Genomic DNA, 13,540 nt, shown 5'->3' with positions numbered 1-13,540 from the left:
GTGGCTAATGAAATCTCACGGTTCCTTCCCGAATTTTGCTCGGTTCTTCTGTTTCTAAAGAACAGCAGAAACTCGATAGCTCATAGTCAAACGTCCAACTCCTCCACAAACCGGGCGTTCTCCTGAATATACTGGAACCGCATCTCCGGTTTCTTGCCCATCAGACGCTCGACCAGATCGGCGGTTTCTCCCGGGTCGTCCTCGTCTATTGTCACGCGGATGAGTTTGCGCACTTTGGGGTCCATGGTGGTCTCTTTGAGGTCCTTGGCGTCCATCTCGCCCAGGCCTTTAAAGCGTTGGACGTCGATTTTTCCTTTGCCCCCTAAACCTTTGGCCATTGCGGCTTCGCGTTCGGCGTCGTCGGCGACGTATAGACGGTGCGAGCCTTGAGTGAGGCGGTAGAGGGGCGGGCAGGCGAGGTAGAGGTGGCCGGCGTCAATGAGCGGGCGCATCTGGACGAAGAAGAAGGTCATCAAGAGCGAGGCGATATGGGCGCCGTCGACGTCGGCGTCCGTCATGATGATAATCTTTTCGTAACGCAGGTCGTCCAGGTTAAATTTGGTCCCCATTCTGGTGCCGAGCGCTTCGCACAAGTCGGAGATTTCGGCGTTTTGACCCAATTTGGAGGAGGCAGCGCCAAGAACGTTCAGGATTTTGCCCTTTAGCGGCAGGAGGGCCTGGGTTTCGCGGTTGCGCGCGCCTTTGGCCGAGCCGCCTGCGCTGTCGCCCTCGACGAGGAACAGCTCGGTGCCTTCGCGGGATTTGGCGGTGCAATCGGTGAGTTTGCCGGGCAGGCGGAGTTTTTTGGTGGCGGATTTGCGGGCGGTTTCTTTTTCCTGACGGCGACGGAGGCGTTCCTCGGCCCGCAGGACGAGGAAGTCGAGGATGGCGCCTGCGGATTTGGTGTCGGAGGTCAGCCAGTTGTCGAAGTGGTCGCGGATGGCGTTCTCGACCATTTTCTGGGCGGCTTCGGTTGAGAGGCGGTCCTTGGTTTGGCCGACGAACTGTGGGTCCCGGATGAAGACTGAGACAAGGGCGCAACCGCCGGTGATAAGGTCGTCGCGGGTGATCTGGGCGGCTTTGCGGTTGTTGGAGAGTTCGCCGTAGGCGCGGATGCCTTTGAGGATGGCGGCCCAGAAGCCGCTTTCGTGGGTGCCGCCTTCGGGGGTCGGGACGGTGTTACAGTAGGATTGGATGAAGCCGTCGCGCGATGGGGTCCAGTTGATGGCCCATTCGACTTTGCCGGGTTCGCCGAATTTTTCCTGAAAGTCGACGAGGCCTGCAAAGGGCTTTTCTGCGTAGGTGGTGGATTTGCCTAGCGTTTCGTTCAGATAGTCGGAGAGGCCGCCGGGGAAGTGAAAGGTAGCCTCGGTCGGGGTTTCGCCATCGTCGATGCTGGATTTCCAGCGGATTTCGACGCCCGAAAAGAGGTAGGCTTTGGAGCGCGCCATGGCGAAAAGGCGGGCGGGCTTCATCTTTAGCTTGCCGAAAATGTCGGCGTCGGCGTGGAAGGTGAGCGACGTGCCGCGGCGGTTGTTGGTGGGGCCGAGTTTCTGGATCGGGCCTTGGGGGATGCCACGCGAGAATTCCTGGGCGAAGAGTTCCTTGTTGCGGGCCACTTCGACGCGGACGTGGTCGGAGAGCGCGTTGACGACCGAGACGCCAACGCCGTGGAGGCCGCCGGAGGTCTGGTAGGCCTTGCCGGAGAACTTGCCGCCCGCGTGGAGCGTGCAGAGGATGACTTCGAGAGCGGATTTGTCCGGGAATTTCGGATGTGGGTCGACGGGGATGCCGCGACCGTTGTCTCGGATGGTGACTGAGCTGTCCTCGTGAAGTTCGATTTCGATACGGTTGGCGTGACCGGCGACGGCCTCGTCCATCGAGTTGTCGAGGACTTCCGCGACGAGGTGGTGCAGCGCGCGTTCGTCGGTGCCGCCGATATACATGCCGGGGCGTTTTCGGACCGGTTCCAGACCCTCGAGAACCTCGATTGAGGTTGCATCATAGGTGTCGGGCTGAGCCGCGTTCAGGAGGTCGTTTGCCATGTTTTCTGCTCTTGTTTTGTGAGGGTATTAGACCAGTAGAGGCGGGATTGGGCAATGGCGGAAAACAGCGAATGCGTGCGCCGCTTTTTGTTTCCGATTTAGAACTAGTTCGTTTTTGATTTTCTCGCTGAGCGGATTTTTGCCGACTCGTGGTTCGGCTAGTCCTTTGTATTTCCGCATTTTTTGCCCGGTTTTTGCCACATTTGAGGGCCCGGATTTGAGGTTGTTTTGAAGGGCTTCCGAGCGGCTAGATCTTTGGAAGCATTCACAGATTCGATTGTTGGGGAATTGGTTTAACGGTGTATGGTGATTATCGTGAGTTTAACTGGTGAGGGGAAGAATAATGAAATCTTTGACAACCGCTGTTGCGGCGCTGTTGGTTTCAACAACGATTTCGCATGCAGCATCCTTTGACTTTGCTCTTGATGCCGAGAATTTTTAGGAAACTGAAGGTTTCGAAGGAACATTTGCACAAGTCTATCAAGACAATGGTGGCGCCGCCGAAAACGAGGGCATTTCAGTCACTGCTGCGTCTTACGACTACAACATCGGCCCAGAAGAGGAAGTAGGCACTCCGTTTATGGACGCGTACACAAGCTTGCCTGCTGGCCTTGGCGTTTGCTCAAATGGTTTTGACGACACGATCATTAACGGGTTTTGCGGCGATAGCACGTGTTCAACTCAGTATGACGGCGAGTTGGACATGGTTCGTGTATGGTGAATTCAATTAGTAAATTTTGTGTGGGGTAAACTACTATGAATATAAAAACACTAACCGTCGCCGCTCTTTTGGCCGCCGCGGCTCCTTTGGCAAGTGTTGCAGCTACCATTCAGGGAGAGATTGAAATTGGTGGGGAAGTTTCCCTTGCCAGTCTGAATGACTTTACTGGCGTTGATTTTATCGGTGACGGTATTGTAATCGTTTCTGCTGGGGACTTGTCATTTGCGAAAGGCACGGCGGTGACTTTGACCGATATCGACTTTTCAAGCCCAGGGGATATTTGGTCGGTCGGGCTTTTTTCATTCGTTGCTACGAGCTTCTCGGATATCCTTGCAAATGGTTTCGGCGGTAAAGACTTCGAGGCTCAAGGTGTGCTCTCTGCCGCGGGATTTGACAACACTGAAGGAACATTTCGCTTCTCAAGCCAGAGCGGTCGAACTTTAGCGTCGTTCTCATCATCTTCGTTTACGACACCAATCCCACTTCCAGCCGCCGGTTGGTTGCTGATCGGTGGTCTCGGTGGTCTGGCTGCAATGAAGCGTCGCAAGAAAGCCTGATCCAAGCGATCTCGGAATTCAAAAAAAGGCCCGCTTGAAAGCGGGCCTTTTTCTTTGCGCGGTCCCTATGTCCTGCCGCCGAACCATTTCCGGAAAAACCTGCTGACCGCGCCGCGCGCCTCATCGGCGGTTTCGTCGATCTCGTCGAAAACCGGGTCGATCCGCGCCTGGCGGAAGTTGCGCCACAGCCGCCAGATCGTCAGGCAGAGGATCGTCAGCAGCGACAGGAACACGATGTTGAACCAAGGGATCAGGCGGGTGTCTGGCCCCGGCACGGGTCGCATCGACAGCGCGTTGGGAAAGATCGACAGCCAGGTGTTGCGCCAGCCATAGTGCCGAATGGCGACCCAACGCGGGGCGTCGCCGGTTGATGCGGTATCGGCGGCTTCGGCCTGAAGGTCGGCGGTGTCGAATTTGAAGTAGGGCGGCCAGCCCCATCCGGTGTCTTCGTTGCGATAGACAATCGTGTCGTCGTCTGCCGTCTTGGTCGAAATGAACAGCACGTCGCGGTTTACGGGGGTCTCGGCTGTGCCGGCGCTGCCTCCGGACCAGAAAATGCTGTTCCAGCCGCCGAAGTCCTGGCGTTCTTCATAGGTATTTACGATGCGCACGATATCGCGCTGCGGCAGCGTATAGTGCAGAAACCCGCCCACCAGCAGGATCAGGAAAATGCGGAACGTCCATTTGATATAGGCCATGTGGGTCTCCCTTGCGCCATAATCAGATAGGGCGTCGGGGTGGGGGCTCGCAAGGGCTTTCCCTTGGCGGAGAGATGAGACAGTCTTGGTGAAGGGGTCAGGTGCGGACGAAATGCGCGGAGTGATGGGGGCATAGGCAGGATGAGCGGCGCAAAGGTTCCGACTTTATTGACTGTGCTTGCGGGCGGTTTTGAAACCCAGCCTGAGGCCTTTGCCTATTTGTTGCAGGAAGCGGGCCGGTATGGGTTGTCGTTCGATCTGGCGGATGTGGATGTGATCCAGTCGGCGCGCCCGGTGCGGCTTGCGCATTACTTCCGCCCGGCGATCGTGGCGCGGATCGAGGCTTTGATGGGCGCGGCGGACACAGTGATCGTGGTGCGACCTTCGACGTTGACGGCGCGCCGGGATTTTCCGGGGTCGGGGTCGGACTTGCGGCTTCTGGGCCGGTTCGCGGGCGAGATAATCGAGGCCGAACAGGACAGGACATGGCGATGACGACAGGCGCGTGGAATGCGATCACGGATGTGCCGGGGCTGACGGTCGGCCAGGCGTCGGACGCGGCACTGAAGTCGGGTGTAAGTGTATTGGTCGGCGATGCGCCGATGGTCGCGGGCGTACATGTGATGGGCGGCGCGCCGGGCACACGGGAGACGGACCTATTGCGCGCGGATGCGACGGTCGAGGCCGTGGATGCTCTGGTGTTGTCGGGTGGGTCGGCCTTTGGACTGGATGCGGTGTCGGGCGTGGTCGAAGGTTTGCGCGCCGATGGCCGCGGATTTCAGGCTGCGGGGCATCTGGTCCCGATCGTGCCGGGGGCGATCCTGTTCGATCTGGCTAACGGGGGTAACAAGGCGTGGAGAACCAATCCATATGCGGCGCTGGGCCGTGCGGCCTATGCGGAACGTGGGCGCAATGTGGCGCTTGGGACAGTCGGGGCGGGAACAGGTGCGACCGTCGCGGGGCTGAAAGGCGGCCTCGGAACCGCGTCGGCGGTATTGCCGTCAGGCGTGACGGTCGGCGCACTGGTCGCGGTCAACGCGCTTGGGCAGGTCACGACCGGCGACAGGGGTCGCTTCTGGGCTGCCCCTTTTGAGGAGGTGGACGAATTTGGCGGGCTTGGGATTGAGACTTCGGCTGCAGGACATCCACGGACCAAGCTGGATAGTCCGGGCAATACGACGATTGCTGTCATCGCAACGGACGCGATCCTGACCAAAGCGGGTGCGACCAGGGTGGCAATGGCAGCCCACGACGGTATGGCGCGCGCGATCGTGCCGTCCCACACGCCGATGGACGGCGATCTGGTCTTTGCTGCCTCTACCGGCCAAAGGGTGCTGACGCCCGAAGACCAACTTCTTCTCGGCCATGTCGCCGCCACCTGCCTTGCGCGCGCCATCGCGCGAGGCATCTACCACGCCACGGCAGACCCGGGCGACCCCTTCCCCACATGGGCGGATCGTTTCGGCTGACACTTTCTTTTTGGCCTAAATATCCAAAATCATGCCCCCAGGATCGAGCGCACGATCGGACTGTCCGGGTGTTCGAGATCATCAAGAATATCGAAATGATGCCGCCCCGGTGCGATGCGCAAATCGCGGTGCCATCGCTCGGCCAGCCAGCGCGCCTGATCGAGAAACGCAGGACGTTCTTCTGCGCCAACCCACACGGTGGCCGGGATGCGCAGGCTTTCGTGGGTGATCGGGCTTTCGACGATGGCCTCGGCCGCGTCAAGACCAAGACTGTCGTTCATCGAGGTTTCCAGAAACGGGCGCAAATCCGAAAGCGGCGAGATCGGGACAACATGCTTGAAGCGGCCCCGGACGTCCTCGGCAACGGCAACGTCGCGACACACCATGCGCGCCACAAGATGGCCACCCGCTGAATGACCCGTAAGGAATATTGGACCCTGAACATAGGTAGCGGCCTTCTGCACCGCACGGGCGATGGCGCGCGTGATCTCGGTGATGCGCACGTCCGGGGCCAATGGATACGACGGCATCGCAACCGCAAAGCCGCAGTGTGTCAGGCCCCGCGCGAAATGCGACCAGTATGAGCGGTCGAATTTGTGCCAGTATCCGCCATGAACAAAAACGACGAGGCCCTCGGGGCGTCCGGAGGGGTGGAACAGGTCGAACTTTTCGCGGTCATGCTCGCCGTAAGCGGTGTTCAGCCGCGCGCGCCCGATTGCTGCTTCACTTTCCCGAAATGCCCGTGCGGCATCCGCCCATCGGTCCGGGTAATCTGCCGCCCCCGGAATGAAATCTCCGTTTGCATAGGCAATGTCGTTTTTCATCTCGTGCTCCGGGTGCGCGCTGGTCTATAGACGTCTGCAAAGCACGAAATGGTGCGAGGAACCAGTCCGGGGAGGCTTACATGCTGGATACGACAACCGATCTTAAGGGACTACTGAACGACCCGACGCTTTTGGAAACACGTGCCTATCTTGCAGGTGAGTGGAGCGACGGCGCTGACGGCAAGACTTTCGAAGTGCTTAACCCCGCGCGCGGCGACGTCATTGCAACGGTGGCCGATGCAAGTCGCGCTCAGGTCTCGGATGCCATCGCCTTATCCAAGCCGGCGCAAAAGGCCTGGGCCGCGCGCACTGCCAAGGAACGGGCCAATATCCTGCGGGCCTGGTTCAATCTGATGGTCGAGAATGCGGATGATCTGGCAACCATTCTGACTGCAGAGCAGGGCAAGCCGCTGGCTGAAGCCAAAGGCGAGATCATCTATGGCGCGTCCTTCATCGAGTGGTTCGCCGAAGAGGCCAAACGCGTTTACGGCGAAACGGTGCCGGGCCATCAGGCCGACAAGCGCATTACGGTGCTGCGCCAGCCGATCGGGGTCTGCGCGGCGATTACACCATGGAATTTCCCGAACGCGATGATCACCCGCAAAGTTGGCCCCGCGCTGGCGGCGGGCTGCTCTATCTTGGTGCGCCCTGCGGCGCTGACGCCTTTGTCCGCGCTGGCGCTGGGCGTTCTGGCTGATCGGGCGGGCCTGCCGAAGGGTATCCTGTCCATCATTCCATCGACCGATTCCTCCGGCATCGGCAAGGAGTTCTGCGAAAACCCGATCGTGGCCAAGCTGTCGTTCACTGGTTCGACCGAGGTCGGTCGGATATTGCTGAAGCAGGCGGCGGATCAGGTCATGAAGTGTTCGATGGAGCTTGGTGGCAACGCGCCCTTCATAGTCTTTGACGACGCGGACCTCGATGCGGCTGTGGAAGGTGCAATGGCCTGCAAATTCCGCAACAACGGTCAGACCTGTGTCTGTGCCAACCGAATCTACGTTCAGGACGGGGTGTACGATGATTTCGCCCAGCGTCTGGCAACGCGCCTTGCGCAAATGAAAGTCGGAGACGGTCTTGATGGCGCGGACCTTGGCCCGTTGATCGAACCTGCGGCGGTCGACAAGGTGCTGGAACACATCAAGGATGCGACGGATAAGGGAGGCCAGATCATCAGCGGCGGCAAGGCCCATGCGCTTGGTGGCATGTTCTTTGAGCCGACTATCGTCACCGGAGTGACGCAGGACATGAAGGTGGCGCAGGAAGAAACCTTCGGCCCGCTTGCGCCACTGTTTCGCTTTGAAACAGATGACGAGGCCATCGCATATGCCAACGACACGATCTTCGGGCTGGCGTCCTACTTCTACTCGGGCGGTCTCAGCCGGGTTGCGAAGGTATCCGAGGCGCTGGAATACGGGATTGTGGGCGTGAACACAGGCATCATCTCCACCGAGGTCGCTCCGTTTGGCGGCGTGAAGCAGTCGGGACTTGGTCGCGAAGGCTCGCGGCACGGGATCGAGGACTACCTCGAAATGAAGTATGTCTGCGTCAGCGTCTGAACTGAATTGAGCGCCCGCCGGCGCGCGAGATGCTTTTCGAGGACATCTGTCCTTGAGTCTTGCCTCCGGCGGAGACTTCACGGACCCAAAGAGAGTTGCATGGCCTTCTTTGGGTCCAAAAAATCCTGGGGGAGCGCTCTTCGCGCGGAGCAAAGCCCGCTTTCTTGAAAGAATTTGTTTTTCTCGCCAAGGATTGACCTTTGGCACGCGTCATAACAGTCGTGATGCGTATGAAAACCTCGGACAATGCCTTGGCCCGCGCCGCCGCTGGTGGAGACAGAGATGCTTTTTCCTGCCTGATCGCGCGGCATTATGATCGTGTCTTCGGGCTTGCGTTCCGTTTGAGTGGGCGTCGGGAAGAGGCCGAAGACCTGTGTCAGGATGTATTTGCGGCCCTGCCTGTGAAACTGCGCGCCTTTCGCGCGGACGCTCGGTTTTCGACTTGGATGTACCGCGTTGTCGTGAATGCCAGCCATGACCGGCGCCGTCGCGCCATGGTGCATGCGCGGGCGGCGGTTTCATGGGGGGAGGTCGAATTGGCGCGTCGCGCCGAGGCCGAGGAGGCTGCTATGGCCATGGACTGGTTGCAGCGGGCCATGTCGGAATTGCCGGAAGACCTGAGGGATACGATGGCGTTGGTTCTGGACGATGACGTGACGCATGCTGCGGCAGGTGAGGTTCTGGGTGTAAGCGAAGGGACGATTTCCTGGCGTGTTTCCGAAGTGAAGAAGCGGCTACGCGCGATGAAGGAGGCTGAAGCATGACTGATGAGCTGGATGATCTGAAGGCGGCGATGATCGCGGCGACGCCCCGGCCGGATGCTGCGCGCAAAGCGGCTGATCTGGCCTTGGCGGAAGAAAACTTTGCGCGTCTCCAAGGATCGACGGATGAGGCGCGTCCTATGTCTGAGCGAGGCCCGATGGCCCGCCTTGGACAAGGAGTGAAGGCAATGCTGGATGTGATGACAACGCGGGCCGGTTTGACGGCGACGACGGGATTGGTCGCTGTTGGCCTGGTGATGATCTTGCCGGTGGGGCGTGATTTGCTGGCACCGCCGGTTGAGTTGGTGGAGCCGGGAACGGTTGTTGTGACGAGCGACCGGGACGGACAGGCTCTGGAAGAACGCACGGTTGGTTCGGCCTTGGGCAATGAAAGCCTATCGGATCCGTTGCAGGCGCCGTCGCCGTCCATGGAGGCGGAGATTGCCGAAGGGCTTGATTTCGCATCCGACCTCAGCGTTGCGCAGAGACGTGCTGAAGGTCAGGCATTGGGGAAGGTTGCAAGTGCACCTCAGGCCGAGCGGCTCGTCATTGCGGATGATGTCGCGGTTGTTCGCGAAAGCGACACCGAGGTCTTTTCAAATGCCGCGCCATCGTCGTTGAAGGTGACGGCCGAGGAGCCTGTTTCCACGTTTTCGATTGATGTGGATACCGCTTCTTACGCGATTGTGCGTTCGTCCCTGACGCGAGGGATGTTGCCGCCGGCAGAAGCTGTGCGCGTTGAGGAAATCGTAAACTATTTCCCTTATTCCTATCCGGAATCGGGCGGACCGGACCCGTTCGAGCCGACGATTTCCGTGATGCCCAGCCCTTGGAACGCTGGCACGAATTTGGTGCATATCGGCATTCAGGGTGACCTTCCCGCGATCGGGGATCGCCCGCCGCTGAACCTTGTGTTTCTGATTGATACCTCGGGGTCGATGCAGGATGCCAACAAGTTGCCCCTGTTGAAGCAGTCGTTTCGTATGATGCTGGCGGAATTGCGCCCTGAAGACGAGGTTTCGATCGTGACCTATGCCGGATCGGCGGGGCAGGTGTTGGAGCCAACGCGGGCCGCTGAACGCTCGGTGATTCTGGCGGCTCTGGATAGACTTGAGGCGGGTGGATCGACGGCTGGTCAGGCTGGTTTGCAGCAAGCTTATCAGGTGGCCGAGGGCATGACCGGTGACGGGGAAGTTACGCGCGTGATCCTGGCGACGGATGGGGATTTCAACGTTGGTTTGAGCGATCCCGAGGCGTTGAAGGGTTTCATTGCAGAGCGGCGCGAAGGCGGTACCTATCTGAGTGTGCTGGGCTTTGGGCGCGGTAATCTGGACGATGCGACGATGCAGGCACTGGCGCAGAACGGGAATGGAACGGCGGCTTATATCGATACGCTGGCCGAGGCGCGCAAGGTTCTTGTGGATCAGTTGACCGGCGCCCTGTTTCCGATTGCCAACGACGTGAAGATACAGGTCGAGTTCAATCCGGCCGAGGTCGCGGAGTATCGCCTGATTGGCTATGAAACGCGCGCTTTGCGGCGGGAAGATTTCAACAATGACCGTGTTGATGCTGGCGAAATTGGTGCCGGTCATACGGTGACAGCGATTTACGAGATCACGCCCGTGGGGTCGGCTGCCGTTCTGAACGGACCGTTGCGATATGCTGATGAAAATGACCGCGGCGCTGGTGGAGAGCTTGGATATTTCAAGTTGCGCTACAAGATGCCGGGCGAAGACGTGAGCCGACTCATAGAACAACCGATCTTGCCGGAGCAGGACGTGGTCAGTGACGACGCGGTTTTTTCAGTTGCGATGGCGGGTTTTGCGCAGTTGCTTCGGGGCGATGATTATCTCGGGGCGTGGAGTTGGGGCGACGCGATTGCGTTGGCGACCGGCGCGCGTGGTGACGATGCTTTCGGGTATCGCGCGGAAGCCGTGACGCTGATGCGGTTGGCCGAAAGCCTGTCCAGATAAGCCACAAGTTCTGATTATGAGGCGCGCGGTCCTGAAGGGGTCGCGCGTTCTTTCGCGCGCCTTAGGACTTTGGCAAATCCTGAGCGATGTATGTTTTGATTATGTCGTGAAAATTGGATTCGGCGCTGAAACCAAGGGCAATGGCGCGTTCGGGCGCGAAATCGCGGGGCCAGCCCGAGACGATTTTTGCGATGGCCTCGTCCGGTTCCGGTTTGATAAGAGAGACGACGTCGTTGCCTGCGATATCGCGGAGGGCTTCGATCTGTTCTTCGACGGTGCAGCTAACACCGGGCAAGTTCAGGGCGCGGCGGGTGCCGACTTTTTCCAGATCGATCAACGCAGCGTGGCGCAGGAAACCGGAGGCCGCGGCTGGCGAGGCGTGCCAGTGGCGCACGTCGGTGCTGACGGGAAGGATCGCTTCTTTTCCGTTCAGGGGCTCTCGGATAATGCCGGAGAAAAAGCCGGATGCCGCCTTGTTCGGTTTGCCGGGGCGCACACAGATCGTTGGCAGGCGGATCGAAAGGCCGTCGAGAAACCCCTTCCGGCTGAAGTCCGATAGCATGAGTTCGCAGACGGCTTTTTGCGCACCATAGGAAGTCTGCGGCGCGGACAGGAATGTGTCGTCGATCTTGTCCGGGAACGGGGCGCCAAAGACGGCAATGGACGAGGTGAAGACAACGCGCGGGCGATAGGTGCCGCCAGAGGCGGTATGTTCTGCACGGACATTTTCAAGGAACGTCCAGAATGCGCTGGCGTTCACGCTCCAGCCGAGATCAAAGTCCGTTTCCGCTTCGCCCGATACGATGGACGCCAGATGGAAAATGACATCGGGCCGTTTGGCGATGAGCGAGGCGACTTGGGCCGCCTCGGTGACGTTTCCGCTGACGCGCGCATTTGCAGGGGCTCCGTTTTCGGGAAAACCAAGATCGAAAAGCGTGACCGTGTCTTTCGCGTCGGCCAAAGGCTGCGCGGCAAGTGCGTGCGCCAGTTTCTGACCCACCATGCCCCCGCCACCGATGATTAGAATGGATGTCATGACCTGCCCTCGCTTGTTGGTTGGGCAAGACTAGGACGGAACGCGACGGGTCGCCAGATCGAACTGGTCGCAGGGGGCGGTTGGGGTTAATCTGGGACAATCGAAAGAGGGGCGCAATATGGCGGCAAAGTTTGGGACCTCTGGTCTGCGCGGCTTGGCCGATGATCTAAGCGACGTGGTCGTTCGACGCTATGTCTCTGTCTTTATTGATGCTTTCCCTCACTCCGGTGTGATGGTGGTGGGGCGTGACCTGCGCGCGTCGTCGCCGCGCATTATGGATGCGGTCGTCGCTGCGGCGTCCAGTGAAGGGATGCAGGTTCTGGACTGTGGCGTTTTGCCAACGCCAGCGCTGGCGTTTGAATGCGCAGCGCTGGGGGCGCCGGGGGTGATGGTGACGGGGTCGCACATCCCGGCGGATCGCAATGGGTTGAAGTTCTATACGCGGGATGGCGAGTTCACGAAAGCTGATGAAGACGTCCTGCTGCGCCGCGTGTCGGAGGGCCGAACATCGTCGGGAAAGCGAGAGGGACGTGTAACGGCTTGCGACGCTTTGGAGCGATACGCAGCGCGTTATCGGGACTTCTTTTCAGAAGGCGCGCTGTCGGGGCGCAGGATCGGGGTCTGGCAACACAGTTCGGCCGCGCGCGAGGTCTTGCCGGAGATTTTGAGGGCTCTGGGTGCAGAGGTCATATCTCTGGCGCCGTCGGACAACTTTGTTGCTGTCGATACCGAGGCAATCGCTGGGGGCGTGCGGGATCGGCTGGTGGATTGGGCCGCAGCGCACAGGTTGGCCGCAATCGTTTCGACCGACGGTGACGCGGACCGCCCGCTGTTAGCGGATGAGGCCGGCGCGGTAGTGCCGGGAGACATATTGGGGCCGATAACAGCGCGTTTGTTGGGCGCGCGTCATTTGGTGACAACGGTTTCCGCCAACACGATGGTCGAGGCGATGAACCACTTTGAAAGCATCTCGAGGTGCCGGATTGGGTCGCCCTATGTTATTGAAGTGATGGAAGAAAAGATTGCTTCCGGAATCGCAGGCGTTTTGGGCTATGAACCGAATGGTGGCGTGCTACTCGGGTTTGAGGCGCAGGCGGGTGGCCGCGTTCTGGCCCCCCTGATGACGCGGGACGCGGTCTTGCCGATTGTCGCGGTTCTGGTGGCAGCGTCCCAGTCTACAGTCTCGGAGTTGGTGTCTTCGCTGCCGCAACGCCGCACCGCGACGGACAGGTTGGAGGATGTCCCGCCTGAGGTGTCGGCCGCGATTGTTGCAGATGTGTTGAGCGGTCAGCCGGACCTTCTTCCGGCTGAATTGGGCAAGATCCGGGCCATAGACACTCTGGACGGCGCGCGTTTGACCATGGAAAACGGTGTGATCTTAACAATTCGTCCCTCGGGGAACGCGCCGGAATTACGCTGTTACGTGGAAGCCCAAAACGCCGACATCGCGGTTGGGGTATTGGCGGATATGATGGCGCGATTAGCCAAAATTGTGGCGGACTGTCGGAAATGACATCTGATTTGCCGTGCGGTCTCATTGACAGGCAGCAGGCCAAGCCATAGGCAAAGGGGGCTTTGGTTCCACTGCGTTTCGGCGCCGTGGTGAAAAGGGAACGCGGTGCGGGCTTTGGCCTTATTCCGTGACTGCCCCCGCAACTGTAAGCGGCGAGCGACGGCTGAACGCGCCACTGGACAGCAACGTCTGGGAAGGCAGGCCCGAGTGAAGACCCGCGAAGTCAGGAGACCTGCCAAGGCTGTCACCCAGGTCGTCCTCGGGGTGAGGTCGGGCAGCGGTCTTCCGCAGCGGTGATTTGCCGTCTGCGGAAAGTTTAATCTTTTCAATGGCTTAATCGAAAACGGATGCGCAGTTTATGCGACGTTCGAAGCTTTGGAGTATGGG

General features: G+C 59.6%; 11 protein-coding genes and 1 riboswitch. Of the genes, 7 read left to right on the top strand and 4 right to left on the bottom strand.

Annotated features, from left to right (window positions below; translation table 11 throughout):
* Positions 1 to 86: 86 nt before the first annotated feature.
* Positions 87 to 2,045 carry a DNA topoisomerase IV subunit B gene (gene parE / locus BOA8489_RS03400; RefSeq protein WP_093972590.1) on the bottom strand — a complete coding sequence of 653 codons (1,959 nt, stop codon included), beginning with the start codon at positions 2,043 to 2,045 and terminating at the stop codon, positions 87 to 89.
* A gap of 756 nt (positions 2,046 to 2,801) precedes the next feature.
* Here parE and BOA8489_RS03395 point away from each other — a divergent pair.
* Positions 2,802 to 3,323 carry a VPLPA-CTERM sorting domain-containing protein gene (locus BOA8489_RS03395; protein ID WP_093972589.1) on the top strand — a complete coding sequence of 174 codons (522 nt, stop codon included), beginning with the start codon at positions 2,802 to 2,804 and terminating at the stop codon, positions 3,321 to 3,323.
* A gap of 65 nt (positions 3,324 to 3,388) precedes the next feature.
* Here the strand turns inward: BOA8489_RS03395 and BOA8489_RS03390 are convergent, their stop codons facing one another.
* Complete coding sequence (locus BOA8489_RS03390) at positions 3,389 to 4,021, bottom strand: DUF1523 family protein (RefSeq protein ID WP_093972588.1); 633 nt, start codon at positions 4,019 to 4,021, stop codon at positions 3,389 to 3,391.
* Between the two features lie 141 nt (positions 4,022 to 4,162).
* Between BOA8489_RS03390 and BOA8489_RS03385 the strand changes: the two genes are divergently transcribed.
* The gene (locus BOA8489_RS03385; RefSeq protein WP_093972587.1) at positions 4,163 to 4,516 is read left to right on the top strand and encodes a hypothetical protein; all 354 of its coding nucleotides are present in this window, start codon (positions 4,163 to 4,165) and stop codon (positions 4,514 to 4,516) included.
* Positions 4,513 to 5,490 (top strand): P1 family peptidase, encoded by a 978-nt coding sequence (locus BOA8489_RS03380; RefSeq protein ID WP_093973022.1) that lies wholly within the window; start codon positions 4,513 to 4,515, stop codon positions 5,488 to 5,490. The genes BOA8489_RS03385 and BOA8489_RS03380 overlap by 4 nt, the downstream gene beginning before the upstream one ends.
* Before the next feature lie 29 nt (positions 5,491 to 5,519).
* On the opposite strand, the gene BOA8489_RS03375 is transcribed toward BOA8489_RS03380, so the two are convergent.
* Entirely contained in the window at positions 5,520 to 6,314 is a 795-nt protein-coding gene (locus BOA8489_RS03375; RefSeq protein ID WP_093972586.1) for a hormone-sensitive lipase, read from the bottom strand.
* 80 nt (positions 6,315 to 6,394) lie between these two features.
* Here BOA8489_RS03375 and BOA8489_RS03370 point away from each other — a divergent pair, with 80 nt between their 5' ends.
* The 3 genes from BOA8489_RS03370 to BOA8489_RS03360 all read left to right on the top strand — a co-directional run bounded on the left by BOA8489_RS03370 (position 6,395) and on the right by BOA8489_RS03360 (position 10,604).
* A complete protein-coding gene (locus BOA8489_RS03370) occupies positions 6,395 to 7,870 on the top strand; it encodes an NAD-dependent succinate-semialdehyde dehydrogenase (RefSeq protein WP_093972585.1) in 1,476 nt (491 codons plus the stop codon).
* 230 nt (positions 7,871 to 8,100) lie between these two features.
* On the top strand, positions 8,101 to 8,634 hold the full coding sequence (locus BOA8489_RS03365) for an RNA polymerase sigma factor (protein ID WP_093973021.1): 534 nt from the start codon (positions 8,101 to 8,103) through the stop codon (positions 8,632 to 8,634).
* Positions 8,631 to 10,604 (top strand): vWA domain-containing protein, encoded by a 1,974-nt coding sequence (locus BOA8489_RS03360; RefSeq protein ID WP_093972584.1) that lies wholly within the window; start codon positions 8,631 to 8,633, stop codon positions 10,602 to 10,604. The genes BOA8489_RS03365 and BOA8489_RS03360 overlap by 4 nt, the downstream gene beginning before the upstream one ends.
* Positions 10,605 to 10,665: 61 nt before the next feature.
* Here the strand turns inward: BOA8489_RS03360 and denD are convergent, their stop codons facing one another.
* The gene (gene denD, locus BOA8489_RS03355) at positions 10,666 to 11,640 is read right to left on the bottom strand and encodes a D-erythronate dehydrogenase (RefSeq protein WP_093972583.1); all 975 of its coding nucleotides are present in this window, start codon (positions 11,638 to 11,640) and stop codon (positions 10,666 to 10,668) included.
* Positions 11,641 to 11,758: 118 nt separating this feature from the next.
* On the opposite strand from denD, the gene BOA8489_RS03350 reads away from it, so the two are divergent.
* Complete coding sequence (locus BOA8489_RS03350) at positions 11,759 to 13,153, top strand: phosphohexomutase domain-containing protein (RefSeq protein ID WP_093972582.1); 1,395 nt, start codon at positions 11,759 to 11,761, stop codon at positions 13,151 to 13,153.
* A gap of 46 nt (positions 13,154 to 13,199) precedes the next feature.
* Positions 13,200 to 13,407, top strand: a riboswitch (cobalamin riboswitch).
* The last annotated feature ends 133 nt before the right edge of the window (positions 13,408 to 13,540 follow it).

Source organism: Boseongicola aestuarii, assembly GCF_900184815.1.
Taxonomy (GTDB): Bacteria; Pseudomonadota; Alphaproteobacteria; order Rhodobacterales; family Rhodobacteraceae; genus Boseongicola; species Boseongicola aestuarii.
The sequence above is the reverse complement of the archived record's forward strand: the minus strand, read 5'-3'. Positions and strand labels throughout refer to the sequence as shown.

Coding starts and splice junctions, on each gene's coding strand:
- parE (WP_093972590.1), bottom strand. CDS start 2,045: ATGGCAAACGACCTCCTGAACGCGGCTCAGCCCGACACCTATGATGCA.
- BOA8489_RS03395 (WP_093972589.1), top strand. CDS start 2,802: ATGAATATAAAAACACTAACCGTCGCCGCTCTTTTGGCCGCCGCGGCT.
- BOA8489_RS03390 (WP_093972588.1), bottom strand. CDS start 4,021: ATGGCCTATATCAAATGGACGTTCCGCATTTTCCTGATCCTGCTGGTG.
- BOA8489_RS03385 (WP_093972587.1), top strand. CDS start 4,163: ATGAGCGGCGCAAAGGTTCCGACTTTATTGACTGTGCTTGCGGGCGGT.
- BOA8489_RS03380 (WP_093973022.1), top strand. CDS start 4,513: ATGACGACAGGCGCGTGGAATGCGATCACGGATGTGCCGGGGCTGACG.
- BOA8489_RS03375 (WP_093972586.1), bottom strand. CDS start 6,314: ATGAAAAACGACATTGCCTATGCAAACGGAGATTTCATTCCGGGGGCG.
- BOA8489_RS03370 (WP_093972585.1), top strand. CDS start 6,395: ATGCTGGATACGACAACCGATCTTAAGGGACTACTGAACGACCCGACG.
- BOA8489_RS03365 (WP_093973021.1), top strand. CDS start 8,101: ATGAAAACCTCGGACAATGCCTTGGCCCGCGCCGCCGCTGGTGGAGAC.
- BOA8489_RS03360 (WP_093972584.1), top strand. CDS start 8,631: ATGACTGATGAGCTGGATGATCTGAAGGCGGCGATGATCGCGGCGACG.
- denD (WP_093972583.1), bottom strand. CDS start 11,640: ATGACATCCATTCTAATCATCGGTGGCGGGGGCATGGTGGGTCAGAAA.
- BOA8489_RS03350 (WP_093972582.1), top strand. CDS start 11,759: ATGGCGGCAAAGTTTGGGACCTCTGGTCTGCGCGGCTTGGCCGATGAT.